General features: G+C 55.6%; 15 protein-coding genes. 10 read left to right on the plus strand and 5 right to left on the minus strand.

What is annotated here, in order from left to right; genetic code table 11:
• The first annotated feature begins 104 nt into the window (after positions 1 to 104).
• The 7 genes from ACBR42_RS11380 to ACBR42_RS11410 all read left to right on the plus strand — a co-directional run bounded on the left by ACBR42_RS11380 (position 105) and on the right by ACBR42_RS11410 (position 8,653).
• Positions 105 to 1,106: a secretin N-terminal domain-containing protein gene (locus ACBR42_RS11380; RefSeq protein ID WP_371208096.1), complete on the plus strand. Its 1,002-nt coding sequence runs from the start codon at positions 105 to 107 to the stop codon at positions 1,104 to 1,106.
• 32 nt (positions 1,107 to 1,138) lie between these two features.
• Positions 1,139 to 2,269, plus strand: coding sequence for a type II secretion system protein GspD (locus tag ACBR42_RS11385; RefSeq protein WP_371208097.1), 1,131 nt, complete (start codon positions 1,139 to 1,141; stop codon positions 2,267 to 2,269).
• Positions 2,266 to 3,093, plus strand: coding sequence for a general secretion pathway protein GspK (locus tag ACBR42_RS11390; protein WP_371208098.1), 828 nt, complete (start codon positions 2,266 to 2,268; stop codon positions 3,091 to 3,093). The genes ACBR42_RS11385 and ACBR42_RS11390 overlap by 4 nt, the downstream gene beginning before the upstream one ends.
• 287 nt (positions 3,094 to 3,380) lie before the next feature.
• Positions 3,381 to 5,075 (plus strand): glycoside hydrolase family 68 protein, encoded by a 1,695-nt coding sequence (locus tag ACBR42_RS11395; RefSeq protein ID WP_371208099.1) that lies wholly within the window; start codon positions 3,381 to 3,383, stop codon positions 5,073 to 5,075.
• A gap of 89 nt (positions 5,076 to 5,164) precedes the next feature.
• The gene (locus ACBR42_RS11400; RefSeq protein WP_371208100.1) at positions 5,165 to 6,721 is read left to right on the plus strand and encodes a glycoside hydrolase family 32 protein; all 1,557 of its coding nucleotides are present in this window, start codon (positions 5,165 to 5,167) and stop codon (positions 6,719 to 6,721) included.
• A gap of 84 nt (positions 6,722 to 6,805) precedes the next feature.
• Positions 6,806 to 7,294, plus strand: a complete 489-nt coding sequence (locus tag ACBR42_RS11405; RefSeq protein WP_132303645.1) for an L-2-amino-thiazoline-4-carboxylic acid hydrolase — start codon at positions 6,806 to 6,808, stop codon at positions 7,292 to 7,294.
• Between the two features lie 201 nt (positions 7,295 to 7,495).
• Positions 7,496 to 8,653 carry a M20 aminoacylase family protein gene (locus tag ACBR42_RS11410; RefSeq protein WP_371208101.1) on the plus strand — a complete coding sequence of 386 codons (1,158 nt, stop codon included), beginning with the start codon at positions 7,496 to 7,498 and terminating at the stop codon, positions 8,651 to 8,653.
• A 238-nt stretch (positions 8,654 to 8,891) separates the two neighbouring features.
• Here ACBR42_RS11410 and ACBR42_RS11415 read toward each other — a convergent pair whose 3' ends face one another.
• Positions 8,892 to 9,041 (minus strand): hypothetical protein, encoded by a 150-nt coding sequence (locus ACBR42_RS11415; protein WP_371208102.1) that lies wholly within the window; start codon positions 9,039 to 9,041, stop codon positions 8,892 to 8,894.
• Between the two features lie 422 nt (positions 9,042 to 9,463).
• Between ACBR42_RS11415 and ACBR42_RS11420 the strand changes: the two genes are divergently transcribed.
• Complete coding sequence (locus ACBR42_RS11420) at positions 9,464 to 11,923, plus strand: membrane-bound PQQ-dependent dehydrogenase, glucose/quinate/shikimate family (RefSeq protein WP_371208103.1); 2,460 nt, start codon at positions 9,464 to 9,466, stop codon at positions 11,921 to 11,923.
• Between the two features lie 99 nt (positions 11,924 to 12,022).
• Complete coding sequence (locus ACBR42_RS11425; RefSeq protein ID WP_243705334.1) at positions 12,023 to 12,877, plus strand: transporter; 855 nt, start codon at positions 12,023 to 12,025, stop codon at positions 12,875 to 12,877.
• 229 nt (positions 12,878 to 13,106) lie between these two features.
• On the opposite strand, the gene ACBR42_RS11430 is transcribed toward ACBR42_RS11425, so the two are convergent.
• The 4 genes from ACBR42_RS11430 to ACBR42_RS11445 form a co-directional block, all read right to left on the minus strand.
• The gene (locus ACBR42_RS11430) at positions 13,107 to 14,396 is read right to left on the minus strand and encodes an Hsp70 family protein (protein WP_371208104.1); all 1,290 of its coding nucleotides are present in this window, start codon (positions 14,394 to 14,396) and stop codon (positions 13,107 to 13,109) included.
• 148 nt (positions 14,397 to 14,544) lie between these two features.
• Positions 14,545 to 14,811, minus strand: coding sequence for a hypothetical protein (locus tag ACBR42_RS11435; protein WP_102324024.1), 267 nt, complete (start codon positions 14,809 to 14,811; stop codon positions 14,545 to 14,547).
• A complete protein-coding gene (locus ACBR42_RS11440; protein ID WP_371208105.1) occupies positions 14,808 to 16,271 on the minus strand; it encodes a PepSY-associated TM helix domain-containing protein in 1,464 nt (487 codons plus the stop codon). The genes ACBR42_RS11435 and ACBR42_RS11440 overlap by 4 nt, the downstream gene beginning before the upstream one ends.
• A complete protein-coding gene (locus ACBR42_RS11445) occupies positions 16,271 to 16,561 on the minus strand; it encodes a hypothetical protein (protein ID WP_371208106.1) in 291 nt (96 codons plus the stop codon). The genes ACBR42_RS11440 and ACBR42_RS11445 overlap by 1 nt, the downstream gene beginning before the upstream one ends.
• A gap of 604 nt (positions 16,562 to 17,165) precedes the next feature.
• On the opposite strand from ACBR42_RS11445, the gene ACBR42_RS11450 reads away from it, so the two are divergent.
• Positions 17,166 to 18,812, plus strand: coding sequence for a hypothetical protein (locus tag ACBR42_RS11450; RefSeq protein ID WP_371208107.1), 1,647 nt, complete (start codon positions 17,166 to 17,168; stop codon positions 18,810 to 18,812).
• Positions 18,813 to 18,913 lie beyond the last annotated feature (101 nt).

The following is an 18,913-nucleotide window of genomic DNA, read 5'->3' on the forward strand; positions in this document are numbered from 1 at the left end:
AGCGGATAACAGCGCCCAATCTGCTCAAAACGCAGACCGGATGCCAGCGCAAAAACCGTCAATCAAATCGCCAAAAGCCAGAAATCACGGGCCACGCACATCAATTGACGGTTCTTCGATCCCTCCAGGTCGGTTCCACGGACCAGATCGCACCCGCGCAGGTCAGCTATGGCCGCGACATGGCACCGCGCCTGACCCCCAATGTGCGCAGCGGGCAGGCTGGCACCATAATGCTGGATTTCGCTGAAACGGATATCCGCGATGTCGTCGCCCAGATTCTGGGCGGTGTGCTGCATGTCAATTATACGATTGATCCGGCTGTTACCGGGGCGGTCACGTTGCATACGGCAACCCCCCTGCTACCAGCGGAAGTGCTGCCAACCCTGCAGATGCTGCTGGGGGAAGTGGGGGCAAGCCTGGGGAAGACCGGCGGCCTGTATCGCGTGCTGCCCGTGGGCGGGAAGGCGGGCAGTGGCGGCGGGGCGGGTGGAAGTATCAGCATGGCTGAAGATGCCGGACTGGCGGGCAGCAGCATGGTTGCCCTGCATTACGCCGGGGCGGAGGATCTGGCCAAGGCGCTCCAGCCTTTTGTGCAGGCGGGCAGCCGGGTTACACCGATGGCGGGCACCAACGCGCTGCTGGTTAGTGGTGATCCCGTTACGCGCGATACGATCGTCAGTCTGGTGCATGCGTTCGATATCGATCTTCTGGCCGGGCAGTCATATGCCCTTCTGCCTGTGCCTTCAGGCAGTGCGAAAGACGCCGCCACGGCATTGCAGGAAGCATTGCATGGGCGTGGGGGCGCCCTGACGCAGGAAGTGCGGGTCATCCCGATGACGCGTGTTGATGCGGTGCTGGTGGTGGCGGCGTCCAGCCATTACATCGACGATGCCCGGCGTCTGTTCGACCTGCTCGAACGGACACGCCGGACGACGATGCGGAACTGGCATGTCTATTACCTGCAGAATACCAACGCGAATGATGCAGCCTACGTCCTTCAGCAGGCTTTCACGCCGGACGACGTTACGGCCCAGCCCACCCAGCCGCCCCAGCCCAATATTCCTGGCGCGGGCAGTCAGCAGATGGGGCAGGGCACGGGGGGCTGACCGGTGGTGGTGGGCTGGGGACCGGACAGGCCATGACGGGCGGCGGCCTGATGGGGGGAGCGGGCGGGGCCGCCTCCCTTCTGGGCCAGCCTGCGCAGGCGGCGGGGACCGGGACGGGGCAGGCGGCCAACCAGAATCCGTTGCTGGGGGGACTGGATAATAGTGGCGGCGGCAACGGCGGGCGGCAGCGCGGTATGCGGATCATTCCCAGCCCGCAGCATAACGCCTTGCTGATCTATGGCACCGATCAGGAAAACGATACGGTGGAGGACATGCTGCGCAGGATCGACATCCTGCCCATGCAGGTCCGTATCGATGCCGTGATCGCCGAGGTGCAACTGAATGATGCCCTGCGTTACGGCACGCAGTTCTTCTTCAAATCAGGTGGGATCAACGGCGTACTGAGCGCCAACAGCCAGACCATCACCACCGGCAGGCTGGCTACCGCCGCGTTCAGCCATACCCTGCCGGGATTTATCATAGGGGGGGCAACGGGTGGCGGTGCGCCCTTCGCCATTGATGCGTTGCAGAACGTGACCAAGGTGCATGTCCTGTCATCGCCACAGATCATGGTTCTTGATAATCAGCCTGCGCGGCTACAGGTCGGGCAACTGGTGCCGATCCAGACCGGATCGCAGTCCAGCACGATTGGCACATCCATATACAATCAGTTTACCTACCAGCCGACCGGCGTCATCATGCAGGTTACGCCACGGGTCAATAATGGCGGGCTGGTCACGCTCGATATCTCGCAGGAAGTCAGTTCCGTCAACGATACGTCATCCAGCACCGTCAATCCTACATTCAACGATCGTTCCGTCACATCCCGCGTGGTCATACAGGATGGGCAGACAGTCGGTCTGGCGGGGCTGATTACCGATACGTCGTCACGTAACAATAGCGGTGTGCCATGGTTCAAGGATATCCCGGTTCTGGGGTTTCTCGCCGGGAACCAGAGCAATAATCACCAGCGTACGGAACTGCTGGTGCTGATCACCCCGCATGTCCTTCATGACCAGCGTGATGCGCAGGCCCTGACCGAGGATATGCGCGAAAGCCTGACCAGTGCCGCCGCCGTGCCAGACGAACTGGCGCGGATGCATTCCAGTGGCAGCGCCGACCCGCAGGCGCGCATAAGGCGCGGCGTGGGCCTTGGGCCATGAAGGCGCGACGGCTGGCAGGCAAAGATAACGGCTTTGCCCTGCTGGTGGTGCTGTGGACGATGGTGATGCTGTCCTTCCTTGCCTTCGCCATTATTGCCACGGGCAGGCGGCAGATGCGCATGGCGGCGCTGGAACGCCTGCACGTGCAGTTGCAGGCACAGGCGGATGGTGGCGTATGGGAAGCCGCGTTCCATCTTCTGGACCCCGCGCGTGGGCACTGGAGCGCGGATGGCGTGATTCATCACGTCCGGCATGATCGCATCGTTATCCAATATCGCATTGTCAGCGAGGGCGGAAAGGTCAATCCCAATCTGGCATCCCCCGATATGCTGGCCGCATTGCTGCGGGTTATCGGCGCACAGGATCGTATCGCACAGACGGTCGCTGCGAATATTCGCGCATGGCGCTTTCCGTTGCAGCAGGGGGCCACGCCCCCGGCGGGGAGTGCGGCTGCCTACGTAGCAGCCGGGCTGACCTATGGACCACCGGGCGCTCCCTTCCAGACGCCCGAGGAAACCGGTCTGGTTCTGGGTATGACACCCGGCCTGACGCGGCAGTTACTCCCCTATCTCAGCCTGTACTGGGATGCCGACCCGATCCTGTCCTTGGCATCGCCCGTTGTCCGGCAGGCTCTGGTCATGACAGGCCGCAATCCGGCACCCGACGATGAAGCGCGTGCGCAGACCATTGTGGGAATAGACGTAACTATCACTGACACGTCTGGTGCGCGTGCCCTGCGGCATGCGGTCATCACGACGCAACCGGGGGGGAATGCCGCCTTTCCCGTGCGGATCGTGCAATGGGATATGCCGCAGAATTACTGATCGCCGCATTTTATATCGATATAATTTCGAAAATTATTTTAACAATAAAGCAACTTGCCGGACAGTCGCCTCGTTCGAGGAGCGTGCGTCACCGGATGTATAGGTTATTGTAAGGAAGGGAACTTCTTCCTGAAAAACCGCATCGGGCGCAATAAAAGCCCATATTTTATAGAGGTCTAATGAAACCACAGAAATATGGCGTGATTGGAACAGTACCGTCGAGTCCATAACCTGCTCTTCGGCGGATGGTCCGAAGGCAGGGTGTACCTGATGCCGGAGGACATAACATGCAAAATACAAATAAAACAGAAAATACAGAGCAGGAACATCCGTTCCATTACAGTATGTTTTTCCAGCGGGCGCGATGGCTCCTGCTGGGGGCGGGCATGCTGGCAGCCAGCATGTCGGGCGAGCCGATAGCGGCCGGGGCGCAGACCGTTGGCGTGTCAGGCTATGCCCTGCCCACGATACATACCCAGCAGGCCTATGATCCCTTTGATACATATACGTCCCGCTGGACGCGCGCGGATGCCCGCCAGATCAGGGCGCGATCCAGCCTTACCAATCCCACGGGGGGCAATTCCCTGCCTGCCCGCCTGACCATGCCCGATATTCCCGCCAATTTCCCGCAGACCAACCCCGATGTATGGGTATGGGATACATGGACACTGATTGACGCGCAGGCCAATCAGTTCAGTTATAACGGCTGGGAAGTTATCTTCTCGCTTACGGCCGATCCCAACGCCGGCTATACTTTTGATGACCGGCATGTCCATGCCAGAATTGGTTTTTTTTACCGGCGGGCGGGTATTCCCGCATCCCGTCGCCCGCGTAACGGGGGCTGGATATATGGCGGGCATCTGTTCCCCGATGGTGCCAGCGCGAAGGTATTCGGATCGACGACCCTTACGCAGAACGCGGAATGGTCGGGGTCTACCCGGCTGGTTAAAGTGGGCGATAACCGGGTAAGCGTGTTCTATACGGCGCTGGGGTTCAACCGTACGGATGCAGGCGCTAATATTGCGCCACCGATTGCGATTATTTCAAAAACAGATGGTCGAATTCATGCGGATCTTACGCATGTATGGTTTACCGGGTTCAACAATCATGAAGGACTGCTGCAGCCCGATGGCGTCTATTACCAGACCGGCCAGCAGAACGAGTTCTATTCCTTCCGCGACCCGTTTACGTTTGAAGACCCGGCCCATCCCGGCTACACCTTCATGGTGTTCGAAGGCAATACGGCGGGTGAGCGCGGGGCTGCGGACTGCACGGCAGCGGATCTGGGTTATCGTTCGGGTGATCCCTATGCCGAAAATCTCAATGATGTTCTCAATTCCGGCGCCACTTACCAGAAAGCCAACATCGGTCTGGCCGTAGCCCTGAACCGATCATTGACCAAATGGCGTTTCCTGCCGCCGATCATTTCGGCAAACTGCGTCAACGACCAGACGGAACGGCCCCAGATCTATATTAAGGACAATAAATATTACCTGTTCACCATAAGCCATCGGACAACCTTTGCCGCCGGAATGGATGGTCCCGATGGGGTCTATGGATTTGTGGGGAACGGAATTCGCAGCGATTTCAAGCCTATGAACTGGGGCAGCGGCCTTGTTCTTGGCAATCCGACCGACCTGAACCAGGCGGCAGGTTCCGATTTTGATCCAAATCCCCTGCAGAATCCGCGCGCATTCCAGTCGTATTCGCATTACGTGATGCCCAGCGGACTGGTGGAATCGTTTATCGATACGGTTGAAAACCGTCGCGGTGGTGCGCTGGCGCCAACAGTCCAGATCAATATCAGTGGCCAGAATACGGCAATCAACCTGGGCTATGGACAGAATGGCCTGGGCGGATATGGTGATATTCCTGCAAACAGATATAATATTGATGTCGTGGCTTTCCTGCAGGATCTGACATCGGGCAACGGTTCAACGCCTACCAACCCACTCGTCGCCCTTGCATCGCTGGGGCAGTGATGATCTTCTAAGGGTAACGGATACGGTTCTTGATGAAGAAAAAGGTGATATTGATGACGCTTTTCTGCGCTGCGATGACAGGTTCCGATATGGCAGCGCAGAAGGCCGATGCCGCACCCCCTGCGGTGCAACCGGGCGAAACATCGCAGTGGCGGCCAATGTTGCATTACGCGCCCCGCCAGTACTGGATGAACGACCCAAATGGCCCCGTTTTCTACAAGGGGGTGTATCACCTTTTCTACCAATATAACCCCATGGCGGCTGAATGGGGGAATATGTCCTGGGGGCATGCCACCAGTACGGACCTGCTGCACTGGCAGGAACACAAGGTCGCCATGATATCCAATGCGGAGCGGGATGTTTTTTCCGGCTCTGTCGTGGTTGACCGGGATAATACGTCCGGACTGGGCACAGTGGAAAACCCGGCCATGGTGGCGCTTTACACCAGCGTGTTCAAGGCGGGGACCGGCCATGAACCCGGTGTGCAGGCGCAGTCACTGGCTTACAGCCGTGACGGCGGCTACACATGGCAGGCATATAAAAAGGACCCGGTCCTGACGCTTGCCCCGGCTTCCAAGAATTTCCGTGATCCTTCGGTAACGTGGTATGCGCCGGGAAAATACTGGGTCATGACAGCCGTCGTAGCGGACGCGCCGGTTATCAAGCTTTACAAATCGGATAACCTGATTGACTGGACCTTCCTCAGTGATTTCGGGCCTGCCGGTTTCGTGCGTCCGGGCATGCTGTGGGAAATGCCGTCCCTGTTTGCGCTGCCACTGGATGGCGATACGGCACGGCAGAAATGGGTCATGATGATTGGCGTGAACCCGTCGAGCATCGCAGGGGGATCGGGGACCGCCTATTTCGTCGGGTCCTTTGACGGGACAACCTTTCAGGCGGAAAACCTGCCACCGGCGGGGTCCGACCCTTCGGCCTATAACTGGGGGGATCATGGCGCGGACCGCTATGCTGTCATGCTGTTTTCAGGCCGCCCGACCGGCGTTCCGCTTACGATTGGCTGGATGAATAACTGGGACTACGCGACAGCGGTTCCAACTGCCCCATGGAAAGGTCAGATGACCCTGCCCATGACGGCCAGCCTCAAAACGGTCAGCGGTCGCCCTCAACTGTGCTTCGCACCGGATGCGCATTACACTGCACTGGTGGCAAAGCATCCTTCTCATTCCTTCAGCGCCCTGAAACTGGACGCGGAACAGCGGGTTCTGCCTGATGCCGCCCGTGGCGATGTGCTGGATATCCAACTGGAAATTCAGGCTAAAGGTGCAAAAAAGGCTGGGGTCGTGGTGCGTGCTTCGGCGGACGGTACAACGGGTACGCGGATCGTTTATGATTTTGAGCACCATACCCTGTCTCTTGACAGGTCCAGATCTGGAAAAACGGATTTCTCTCCCCATTTCAGTCCGGTGCATATCGTTAACATGCCTGCGGATCAGGCCATGTCAGCACATATCATCGTGGACCGCAGTTCTGTGGAGGTGCTGGCTCTGGACGGATCAGTCGTTATGACGGACCTTATTTTTCCACCGGCTGGCGCGGCTCATGTCATTGCCTTCGCAGAAGGCGGGGGCGCCGAATTCAAGCAGTTACGCATCACTCCCCTCAGTGACGGTATAGCGTCGGAATAACCGGGAATATCGTCTGTCTTTCTGTCCATGTTATCCATGGAATGATGATTATGCACCGACCGTTCAACATAAAAGGGAAAGCCGGTGAGCGATAACCTGCCTATCATTGAACAGCGGCGCATCGAAGCGGGCATTCTCAAGCACGTCTATAACACGCTGGTCCAGAGCCATGGGGAAGCCGTCGCCATCGAAACCATCCGTACCGCTGTAGCCCGCTCGGCCATTGAGCAGGGCGAGGCGATGCGTGCGCGGTTCGATCATATGCCCGACCTGCTGGACCTTGCGGAAATCCTGAAGTTCTGGACGGCGGAAGATGCACTTGAGATCGAGGTTGTGGAGGCATCACCCTCCCGGCTGGATTTCAACGTCAGGCGGTGTCGTTATGCTGAACTCTATCGCGCGATGGGGCTGGGCGCGATTGGCGGCCTGCTATCGTGCAATCGTGACGGTACGTTCTGTGAGGGATTCAATCCCGATATCGTGTTCGAGCGGGGACAGACCATTATGGAAGGCGCAACCCATTGCGATTTCCACTATACCCTGCCGCAGACTGAGACGGTGGACCCGGCCTGAATGGCCACCCGGCGCAGGGTTCTAATATGGTAGTATAGAAGATGGGAAGGCTTCAGATGGACCGTAGCTGGCCTGTTCCGTAATTTTTCGGGCAGCTTCATAGGCTGCGGACATTCATAACGTTCTGGTTGAGGTATGACCGTTATGATATCGTATCCTTTCGGTTGGGTTCAGTTCAGATGTAAGTCGGATTGGTGAGTGATGGGTGTTCTTGAAAAAATCAGCGGGTATCGCAAGGAACTGACGGCCATCCGTCAGGACTTTCATGAACATCCTGAACTCGGTATGGAAGAGTTCAGGACATCCGACATCGTTGCCGACCTGCTGGAAAAATGGGGTATCAGCGTTCACCGGGGCATCGGGGGGACAGGGATCGTCGGTGTATTGAAAAACGGGACGTCCGGTAAGTCCGTGGGCCTGCGCGCGGACATGGATGCCCTGCCGATGGATGAACTGGGCAGCGTTCCCTATAAAAGCCGCAATACCGGGCGCATGCATGCCTGCGGGCATGATGGTCATACCACCATGCTGCTGGGGGCGGCGCGTTATCTGTCGGAAACGCGCCGGTTTGACGGGACGGTCAATTTCATTTTCCAGCCCGCAGAAGAAGGCAGTACTGGCGCGGTCGCCATGATCCGCGACGGGCTTTTTGAGGAATTTCCCTGTGACTATATTTTCGGCATGCATAACTGGCCGGGACTTGCCGTAGGCAACTGTGCGATCAACAGCGGGCCGGTCATGGCAGGCGGTGGATTTTTCGAGATTACCGTAAAAGGTGTGGGGTCCCATGCGGCCCGGCCAGATCGCTCCATCGATCCGATGCTGACGGCCTGCCATATCGTTACGGCGCTACAATCCGTTGTTTCGCGCAATATCCCCACGGGAAAGGAAGCCGTGGTCAGCGTAACCAGAATTGAAGGTGGCCATGCCTATAACATCATACCGGAAGCCGTGACCATCGCCGGTACGTTCCGTTGCCTTGATACCGCCGTGCTGCATGAAATGCGCGCACGTATGAAAACCATCGTCACAGGTGTTGCTGCCGCTTTCGGCGCTACGGCGGAAATCCGGTATCCGGTCGAATTCCTGCCGACCGTGAATAACCCGACCTGCGCGGACATGATGGCGAATGCGGCGGCTGACATATGTGGCGATGGCCATGTCGACCGGCATATGAAACCGGTCATGGCATCGGAAGATTTCAGCTACATGCTGGATCGGGTGCCGGGGGCCTATATGTGTCTGGGTAACGGTAATTCGGAAATGCTTCATCACCCGGAGTACAATTTTAATGATGAGGCATTGGTATATGGGGCATCCATTCTGGCAAAAGTCAGTGAGGATGCGTTGTCGGTATAATTTGATAAGAGTATTAACAATTATAAACATTAATAATACAATGCAATTAATTTATAAATAATAAATTATTAATTTTTGTGAAATATATATCATGTATGAAAATAATACATCCACATTGAGCGATGGTATGATTCAGGAATTTATTTTTCACAATAAGTCATTGATGAGCGTTCACCATTGAATGGGTATCTGTTGATGCGATTTCTGCACAGGGAATGATCATGCAGGCGTCTTTCGCTCATAGGGGGGCCACGATCCAGTGGGCGTTGAACGTCGTGTTGGCAAGAAATGCCCCGTAATCCGACTGTTCAGAAAAAGAAACAAACTCGATCGGATCGTAATGCTGACCGGGGATGAGCGTGAGGTGGCGCTGACCCCGGTTGCTCACTCATGCTCCCCTGCGTTCTCTGTCTCTGTGATTTGCCAGAATGGCTCTCAGGGCGTGAAATCAATACAGCATGGGGCAGGAAAAAGGGACAGAAGGCAGGAAGCCGTCTGCCGTTTTATGCAGAGGGCCGTACTCCCTCCTGAATAAAGGGAGAAAATACGCTCGCTCCCTCGTGGCCGGAATCCATTCTGTATGAATTCATTGGTGTCCTGCTCAAGACCTGTGTCGGTCTCGCCCATGCCGGAGGTTTCCATCCCGGACTGTCTCACTATTGCGACAGTTTGGGTATCCTTAAACAAACCTGTGTGAATACGCATGACTCTGCCATGGCGTTTTTCTGTTCATTCATGCTGAACAGATGCCATGGCCGCCAGAAGCAGATGCGCTGCGCGGTTATGAAAAATTATAGAAAGAAACGCAGCATGCGGGAAAATAATAAGAGGTTATTGTCCATCATAACCCTGATCTTGCTCGCCCTGATGGGCCTGTTCCTGTTTCTTGGTGGTGCCTGGCTGCTCTTTCTGGGTGGCTCCTGGTTTTATGTTCTTGCGGGCGGCGTCATGCTCGGCGCTGCATTCATCAGTTTGCGCAAGCCTGCGCTGGCTACCGGCCTTTATGCCGCGCTGTTGCTGGTCGCAACCGTATGGGCCCTGTTTGAAGTGGGCTTCCATATATGGGGGCTGGAAGTCCGGCTGTTTACGCTGATGGGCGTTGGCCTGTGGCTGCTGCTGCCTGCCGTATGGCGGAGTACTGATGACTGGTTTGACGACAAGCGCCCCATTCTCGCAGCCCTTGCCATTTCCTGTGTCGCACTGGTTATCAGCGGCTTCATCCCATATTCCATAAACGGTACCGTTCCTGCCGACCGGATGGCGGCACAGGGGCAGCCTGATACGGCAGGTACGGGAATACCGGATGGTGACTGGACCGCTTATGGCCGCACAGTCGGTGGTGATCGCTATTCCCCCCTTGCGCAGATTACACCCGCCAATATCGGCAAACTCCGGCGCGCATGGCTGACGCGTACGGGGGATGTGCGACAGGGCGGCGAAGGAACGGCCGCAGGCCCCGATCAGGGGCATGAGTTCAATCTGGAGGTTACGCCCATCAAGGTTGGCGATACGCTTTATATGTGCACGCCCCATAGCTGGGTCGTGGCGATGGATGCGGCGACTGGCAAGATCAAATGGAAATTCGACCCACATCCCGATACGGCGGATCTGGCGAAGAATGTCTATGTCGCCTGCCGTGGCGTATCCTATTATCGCATTCCTGATGAAATACAGACTTCCTGCCGCACCCGCATCTACTCCCCGGTGGCGGATGTCCGTATTGTCGCGCTGGATGCCCAGACCGGCAGGCCATGCGATGATTTCGGGGATCACGGATTCATCTCCCTGCGCGAATATCTCGGCCATGTTCCCCATGGTTTCCATTTCGTGACATCACCACCACTGGTTGCCAAAAACCGGCTGATTACCGGGGGCTGGATATTCGATAACCAGGCCAATTTCGAACCGTCCGGCGCAGTGCGCGGGTTTGACGCCACTACGGGTGAAATCGCATGGGCATGGGATGCCGGTCACCAGCCCGAGACATGGAAACCCGGCCCCAATGATGAACTGACGCGCGATACGCCCAATGCGTGGGGCGTCTATACAGCCGACCCTGATCTTGGGCTGGTCTATATTCCCACCGGCAATGCGCCGCCGGATAACTGGGGCGGCACGCGGCGTCCGTTTGACGATGCCACGTCATCTGCCACGATTGCCCTTGATATCGTCACGGGGGAACGGCGGTGGACATACCAGACCGTGCATCATGACCTGTGGGATATGGATATCCCCTCCGGCCCGTCCATGGTTGACCTGCCGGGGCCTGACGGCACGGTCATTCCCGCACTGGTACAAAGCACGAAGCGTGGTGAATTCTTCGTCCTTGACCGCCGGACGGGCGAAACCGTGCCCGGCTATCCTGTAGAGGAACGCCGTGTGCCGACAGCGGGGGCCGCGCCGGATGATCACGTCTCCCCCACGCAGCCTTTCCCTGTCGCCATGCCCACCCTTACACCGCCCGACCTGAACGAACGGGATATGTGGGGGGCAACGCTGCTGGATCAGATGATCTGTCGCATCCAGTACCGCCAGTCCGCCTATGAGGGCCAGTTCACGCCCCCGCATGTGGGCCAGACGACCATCGTTTATCCCGCCTTCTACGGCATAGTGGACTGGCAGGGCATTACAATTGATCCTCAGCGCAAGATCATGCTGGCCAATGCCAGCTATCTGCCATTCCGTATTCGGCTTGAGCGACGGCAGAAGCTGGAGGAACCCGGCACCCTGCCGAAATGGAACGGGCAGGGGGAAGAACCGGCGGCCAAGGGCGATGCCCTGTCGGTCTCGCCTGATTACGGCACGCCCTATGTTGCCTTTACCGATGCCTGGCTCAACCCGCTTCAGATCCCCTGCAAGGGACCGATCTGGGGCACGCTGACTGCGATTGACCTGATAACGCACCGGATTGTCTGGCAGCATCCCGTCGGCACCACGCGCGATACGGGACCGTTCAGAACCCATAACAACCTGCCATTGCCAACTGGCATGTACAATATCGGCGGCAATATCGTAACAAAGGGCGGCGTCGTGTTCATGGCCGCGACGGCGGATGATTATCTGCGCGCCTTTGATCTGGCAAGTGGCAAGGTCCTGTGGCGTGACCGGCTGCCCGCAGGTGGGCAGGCCACGCCGATGACTTACGAAATCGGCGGCAGGCAGTATGTCCTGATCGCCGCAGGCGGCCATGGCGGACTGGATACCAGAAGTGGCGACTACATAATCGCCTATACGCTTGATGGCACCCAGAACGGCGGCACGGCGCAATAAGAACAATAAACCGGAGGTATCCGGCTTCGGCTGGATACCCCCGCCTTTTCATGGAAGTATCCCATGCGTCTGTCAAAACGGTCGGTATGGCTTTGCGCCATGCCCTGTCTTACCCTTGCGTTGGTCATTACCTGCGGCACGATGGGGGCACGTGCCGCGGATATTACGCTGGGTATCATCGGTCCCCACGAATACGATCTGCCCGTCGATTTCAAACCCTTCAACGTGCTGGTGCAGTATGGTGATGGCAATGCGGCGGGAAATACCTACAACAGCCTTGGCCAGCGCAATCCCGGTGGGGGCAGCCATACATGGTCGGGGCTAACAAAATATGTGCATTTCCGCAGTTTTGACGCCATTCCACATGTGGGATTTGCCTTCGAACTGATTCAGTCCGAAAGTTATACGCTGGCAAATGGTACGGATTTTGGTGGTCTAGGTCCGACGATCGTGGGGCCAGCCGCGTGGTTCAAACCCAACCGGCACAGTACCTTCGGTTTCCAGACCTTCATGCAGACCCCGCTGGGCACGCGTACGGCGACATCGACCAACTACTGGTCCAATATATCAAGCTTCATTTTTGATTATGAATGGAAGCATTTCAGCTTTGATGGCGATGCCGGAACGGTTGTCGGCTCCACCCTGCATGTAAAGGGGGCACACAGCTATTCTCCCGGCGTGGTATTTTACAGCAACCTGCGTTTTAGCTGGAAGGCCACCCGGCTGATTGAACCCTTTTTTGCGCTGGACTGGCAGAATGTAAAAGGCACGTATGACCGGACGGCATCCCGATATCTGGATGATTCAAGCAGCCGGGAAATAGCCCTTGGTCTGGGTATGATGTTCAATATTTCACAGCATCTGTCGTTTACGACCCGCTACACGCATTCCGTTGACGGGCGCAACATACCTGAAAGCAACGCCTATTACGTGAAATTTGTCTATCTGTGGTGACAGGGGTCAAGGCAGTTAGGGGCATTGGCGGGAAGGGGCAGCAGACCCTGTCTGTAGAGCATATATTATGGGGCAGGTGGCCTGGCAGCTAAAAAACACTCCGGGCGTATCCCAGCAGGGAAAACGGGCCGCCCTATATTGCCATTTGCCCCGGAAGCTTCCCTTCGGGCTATCGGGGGATGATGCCGGGTATGGCCTGCGATTGATCTTCGCGGTCCTTTATGGACTGTTATGCTGCATTCATAAGGGCCAGCCCTTCAGCGACCGATACAAATTCGCCGCCCATATCGACCCGTTCCCGGCCAAAGCGCCGGATGAACAGGTCGCGTACGGCAGGCACGAAAGACGTGCCACCCGTCAGGAACACGCGATCAATAGCCGTGGCGGGCAGGCTGGCGCGCTCCAGCGCGGTTTCGACCGCATTGTCAAAACGGATCAGGTCGGGCGCGATCCAGCTTTCAAATTCGGCGCGGGTGATGTCTCGGCTGATATGGATATCGCGGTGGTCATATGTCAGCGTGGTGCGGTCAGCCATGGACAGTTCCCGTTTCGCCGCCCCTACGGCGCGGTACAGCGCCTGTCCCTGCTGGTCTTCGATCAGGTTCATCAGGGCATGCAGCTTTTTAGGTTCTGCGGCCGTTCGGGCGACATCGGCAATGTTGCGCAGGGTCTGGGGCGTGCGCATCAGCGCAAGCCGGTGCCAGTGCCCGAGGCTTGCATACCATTCCGCCGGAACAGGCAGCGGCTGTCCGCCCATAACGCGATATGTGGTTGACCGGCCCAGTTCGGGTGCGATCACCCGGTCTATGATGCGATAGTCAAACTGGTCGCCCGCAATGCCTACGCCAGCATAGCCCAATGGTATGGCGCGGTGCGGGGCATCGGGGTCAAAGCGCAGGATGGAGAAATCGCTGGTGCCGCCGCCAAAATCCGCCACCAGAACCGTTGCGGGTTCTGTCAGCCTCTGGGCAAAGCGCCACCCGGCGGCTTCGGGTTCCAGTGCGATATTGACATGCTGGAAACCCGCAGCACGGAAACTGTCGCGCAGGCGCTGTTCGCCAAAATCATTATCCGCTATTTCCCCGGCGAACTGCACGGGGCGTCCCACCGTTGCGGTAACGTGGGCCGGATCAACCTGTATCGTGCGCATGAGACAGGTCAGGAAGCGGGCAATCATCATCTCCAGCGTCATGATCCGGCCAAGCAGGCGTGTCTGACGGAATGAAGCCTGCGCCAGATAGGATTTCATGGACATGATAAGCCGGCTTTCCGCCGGATCTTCCAGATAGGCGTCAATAGCCGCCGGACCGATCGCTTCGTGCAGGGCTGGCTGGCCGGGCCGTGCTTCCTCCTGCCACAGGCACAACAGGGTGCGGCAGGTTTCATCGGGCGGATGGTGGGGGAAGGTGAAGCGCGTGGGTTGCGGTTGCCCGTCGGCGTCAAGCAGGACAACAACCGTGTTGGTCGTGCCAAAATCTATACCAAGCCGCACGTTTCGGGAAGATGTTATGGAAGACATGGCGCCTGAATAAGCATCCCTCCGGCATGTGTCCATCCATCGGCGGAAAAAATTGCATGTTCCGTTATAACGTCATGATACTACGCTATTTTAATGTCCTGTCCTATCGACGGCGTGGAGCAAATATCTTCCGCTACCCCATGAACGGCTACGGTCTGTCCCTGCGCAGTCCCGCAACACAGACGGCAACGATCACCCCGGCAACCGAAAATGTCATGCACCACTCCACCATTCCGATGATGGTGCCGTCCCGCAAGGTGATCACCAGCGCCATGAGGGACGTAATCAGGCGGACTGCCCACATGCCAGTCCGATATGACGCAGAGGAAAGGGGTAACCCGTAACGCACCGGTTGCAGGCCCGCATGACAGGACAGGCACACAACCCACAATAGCAGGGATGCAAGAATGGTCATGCGGTGCGCGCCTGTAAACAGCGGACTGCATGAAGGGCGACAAGCCCGGCCACCAGCCCCATGCCATCCACGCCCATATGGATGGCTGCGTCATGTATCAGGGCCTGCGGTGCGCTGACCATATCCAGCAGCGGCAATCCACACCCCATGATTGCTGCGGCAGCAAGCTGTTCCTGCCAGCCGGACAGGGGGCTGCCGAAAAAAGAGCGGGACAGCGCATGCAATGCGCCCAGCCCCCAGACGGCAAAGAATATGTCAATCTCCATCCCGTCCCGATCGGGCAGCGTGGAGGGCAGCAGCCGATTGCTCCATAAAAAGGCCAGTATGGCCGTCAGCAGGCTGGTCATGCTGGCCACTGTCAGTCCTTCCGCCACGCGGAAGATGGCCAGATGGCCGGATTTGCGCCGCCGCTTCATAAAAAACAGCACCAGTCCGCTTGCGATGACAGCGGTGCCGAACAGGCCGGAGATAAAATAAAGCCATCGCAAGCCGGGGCCTGCAAAACGTGCATAATGCAATCCGTGCATCAATTGCATGGTCGTGGCGATCTGACCCGTATTGAGCGTAACCCCAAGCAGATGCCCATCAGGCAGGCTGAAATCCACATGGTCGCGGGTCAGGTAGGGAGCGGCGGCATCACTGGCAAAAATGCTCATCCGGTCAGGTCCGAACAGGATGAAACCACACGGTCGCCCCCCAAGATTCTGCTGCGCGATGGACAGAAGGGGGGACAGGGGCGGCACAGCTTGCAGGGGCGGCTTAGGCAGAGCGGACGGAGAAGATATCCTCCCCTTTTTCGTCTCGTGCAGCAGGCTATGGGCGGGCATGATTGTGTCGGCATGAACAAGGATGCCGGTGTAGGCAATCATGACCATGAAGGGCAGGGCCAGTACGCCCGCCAGAAGATGAACGTCCAGCCACAACCGGATGCGTGATGTGGACAGGCGCAGCAGGACCACATCAGGCACCAGTGCGTGCAGGTGGATGATGATGCCCGCCCCGACCACGACCAGCAGGCCCATCGCCAGCATATTGACCACACGGATGCCTGTCTCGTGCCCCCCGCGCAACGTATAATGGAAGTTATAGAAGAACTTTCCCCCTGCTGTCCTGCGCGTCGGAATCACCGCGCCGGTAGCGGGGTCGAGAACGTCCCCCACGAATTCATGACCGTTGTAATGGAGGACTTCCAGCATGGGAGACCGGACGGAGGGCAGGACAAGAAAGGCGGCAATACCCCGTGCCTGCTGGCGGCGTAATAGGGTCGTGGCATCCGACAGGGCCATATCGGTGGGATGAGTGGAAAAATGCCCTTCGGTTTCAGGCTGCATCCACCGGGTGATTTCAGTATCGAAAACCGCCAGTGTGCCGGTTGCAAAAACGCATAGCAGGCACAGCCCCGATACCAGACCGACCCAACCATGCAGCCAGCCCATCCGTGTCCGCAGGGTTTCGCGCATCAGGATACGACAAGACCGGAAAGGGCGGCAACGCCACCTGCCGTAATCACCACCATTGCACCCCGATAGCGGGTGTATAGCCCAAACCATGTCAGGATCAGGACCGGCAGGCATGCGAGGGCGATCATGTGACCTGCCGCCGCAGCATCGGCCGGGGTGGGGCGTGCCCGCTGGACAAGATCCATCAGCAGCATATGGGCGACCAGATATGAAAAAAGACAGCCCCCAGCCGCATTGACAAGCCTGTTGAGCATAAGCCGGGATTTCGGGGAGACCGTAACGCGGGACATGGAACTCTTCTGTTACCAAAGGACATATTAATGCGAATTATTCGCATGTCCTGTCTATGCCACAAAGCGACGAGGTTTGCGAAGGGTGTCATTTTGGGGAGCGGGCTTCATCGCGTGAGATAGAAGATGAAGGCGTATGCTTTGTGAGTGGTAGCCCTGAACATAGGAGAGCCGTTGCTGTCATGGAACCGGCCGCCTTCTGTTCGTCAGATAGGGCAGGGAAAGTCCTCTTTTTAGTGGGGGAGGCTGATGCCCGGTGAACTTTCAGAAGCATCGTATCAATCATCAGGCGCTTCAAATGACCGGTCCGTTCAGCTAGGGCAGCGAAACATGTTACTCGCAGGCCAATCCTCAACCCGCACCAGTGAGTCACGGAGTACTGGTCAATTCAACAGATTAATAAGTTCTGGCCCGCAGCAAGGCGCGCCTCGATATATCTTTTGCTGTTACGGAATGTATATTTTTTACACATAGGGAAGCTCTAGGATAAATCCGAAATTTGGATTAACTGTATCGTCATGTGCTAGAAAAATCTAAGAGAGTCATATGAATGTTGCAAGACGAGATATAAAAATACAGTAAAGATTGTATTAGGGATTTAAAGATGATATCAAAAAAAACTCGGATGATGCTATATTTATTATTATCTGCGGTAGCGTCCTGTGTATGCTTCATATTTGGTCAGCATCTTTATATTGATTCTGATGAGGCTAATTATGCACTCGCTGTACAGGACATGGCGCGTGGGAACTTTTTTTTAAAAAATTGGGTATTCTCTCCCGATAATTTTTGGACAATTGATGTCGCGGGCATGTATGCCCTCAGCAGTATATTCGGTAACAAACCGTTGATACCGCACCTTATGGCGGCCCTGTGGTGGGGAGGTATAACTTTTCTTAGTTTAATATTATGCAATATATCGAAAAAATATTACTCATGGCAGAGATGTCTGCCCGTTATATTATTTCTGGCGTTAATGCCGCTTTATGATCATGGTCCCGAAAGTTTCATCTCTTACATACCTTATCATGTAGGTACCGTTTTTTTTGGCCTATGTATTTTTGTATCCATACAGTCAGTGATTAATGGAAAAAATGTTCCATTTGCATTGATGATGATATTTTTATTTACAACGTTAATATCGGCATCAGACTTCTTTGGTGTTGTTGTCGCCATTGTCCCGGCAATCATGGCATTAATTGTGAATGCCAGATCATATGAAGAAAAAAGTTTTGTTCCAAAAATATCAGCATCAATTATATGTGGACTTGTTGCGTCAAAAATAATTCATATCATAATTGTTAAAAATGGCGGATTTTATTCGCGGGAAATCCATGCGCGCTTTCTGCCATTTGATGAATTGCCCCAACGCGCCATTTACACCATACAGTCTGTTCTGGATTTTTTTGGTGTCGATTTCCTGGGGAAACGGGTTGGGAATTCCTTGATCTGTATGCTTCGTGCGATACCCTTCGTAGGAATGGTTTACGGAATTTTCTTATTATCGAAAAGGTTCACCATAAAAGAAATTAATAATTACGATTATTTATCTCGAGTATTCATTTTTGGTTTTTGTATAGATTTTTCTGCTGCGTTCTTTTCTGATTTCTACCTGACGAAGGAAGATATAATAAGATACTTTCTTCCATCTTTTATATATTTTGTATTGTTCTTTTCACGTAATTTTTCCATAAAACCAATAGCGTTTTATGTTCCCATATTTGTAACTGTTATAATCTATCCTTTTTCGTATTATAACCTGTCAGATCATAAATCTGATCCTTTCCATATCGACCATCAGATTAATACAAAGTACATTATTCAGGCTTTGAATGAAAATAATGTGCACCATGGATATGCCGGTTATTGGGAAGGTTCTCTGGTGACATATGAGAGTGGGGAAAAGGTTATCTCCCGGGCGATATATGATGAACATGATCCTGACCACCAGAAAGCATGCAATCTATATCCGCATCAATGGTTATCCAGGCTGGACTGGTACGCCAGAGACAATGTGGAGCAGGAAAAATATTTGTTTTTCATAACGCATGACTTTGTTTCAAAGAATAATGATGGCCTGCTCCGGCGCGATGTTTTCAATACATTTGGAAATCCGGTAAAATCCATACATATCGGTGAAAACACTAATATCGACATATATGAAAAACGGACAGTCGAGACATGCCCTAACCTGTTTATCACCTACCTGTTCGATAAGGATGCTCCCCCACAGGCAATCAGTAAGCGGTAATCTGGAACATTATGAATTCCCACCATTCATTTCCAGCGTCATTCAGGGTGCGAACAGAAACCATCGCAGGCTGGACCGGGGCTTGATCCAACCTGCTGCGA

It is taken from the genome of Komagataeibacter sp. SM21, from assembly GCF_041402665.1.
Lineage (GTDB): Bacteria > Pseudomonadota > Alphaproteobacteria > Acetobacterales > Acetobacteraceae > Komagataeibacter > Komagataeibacter saccharivorans.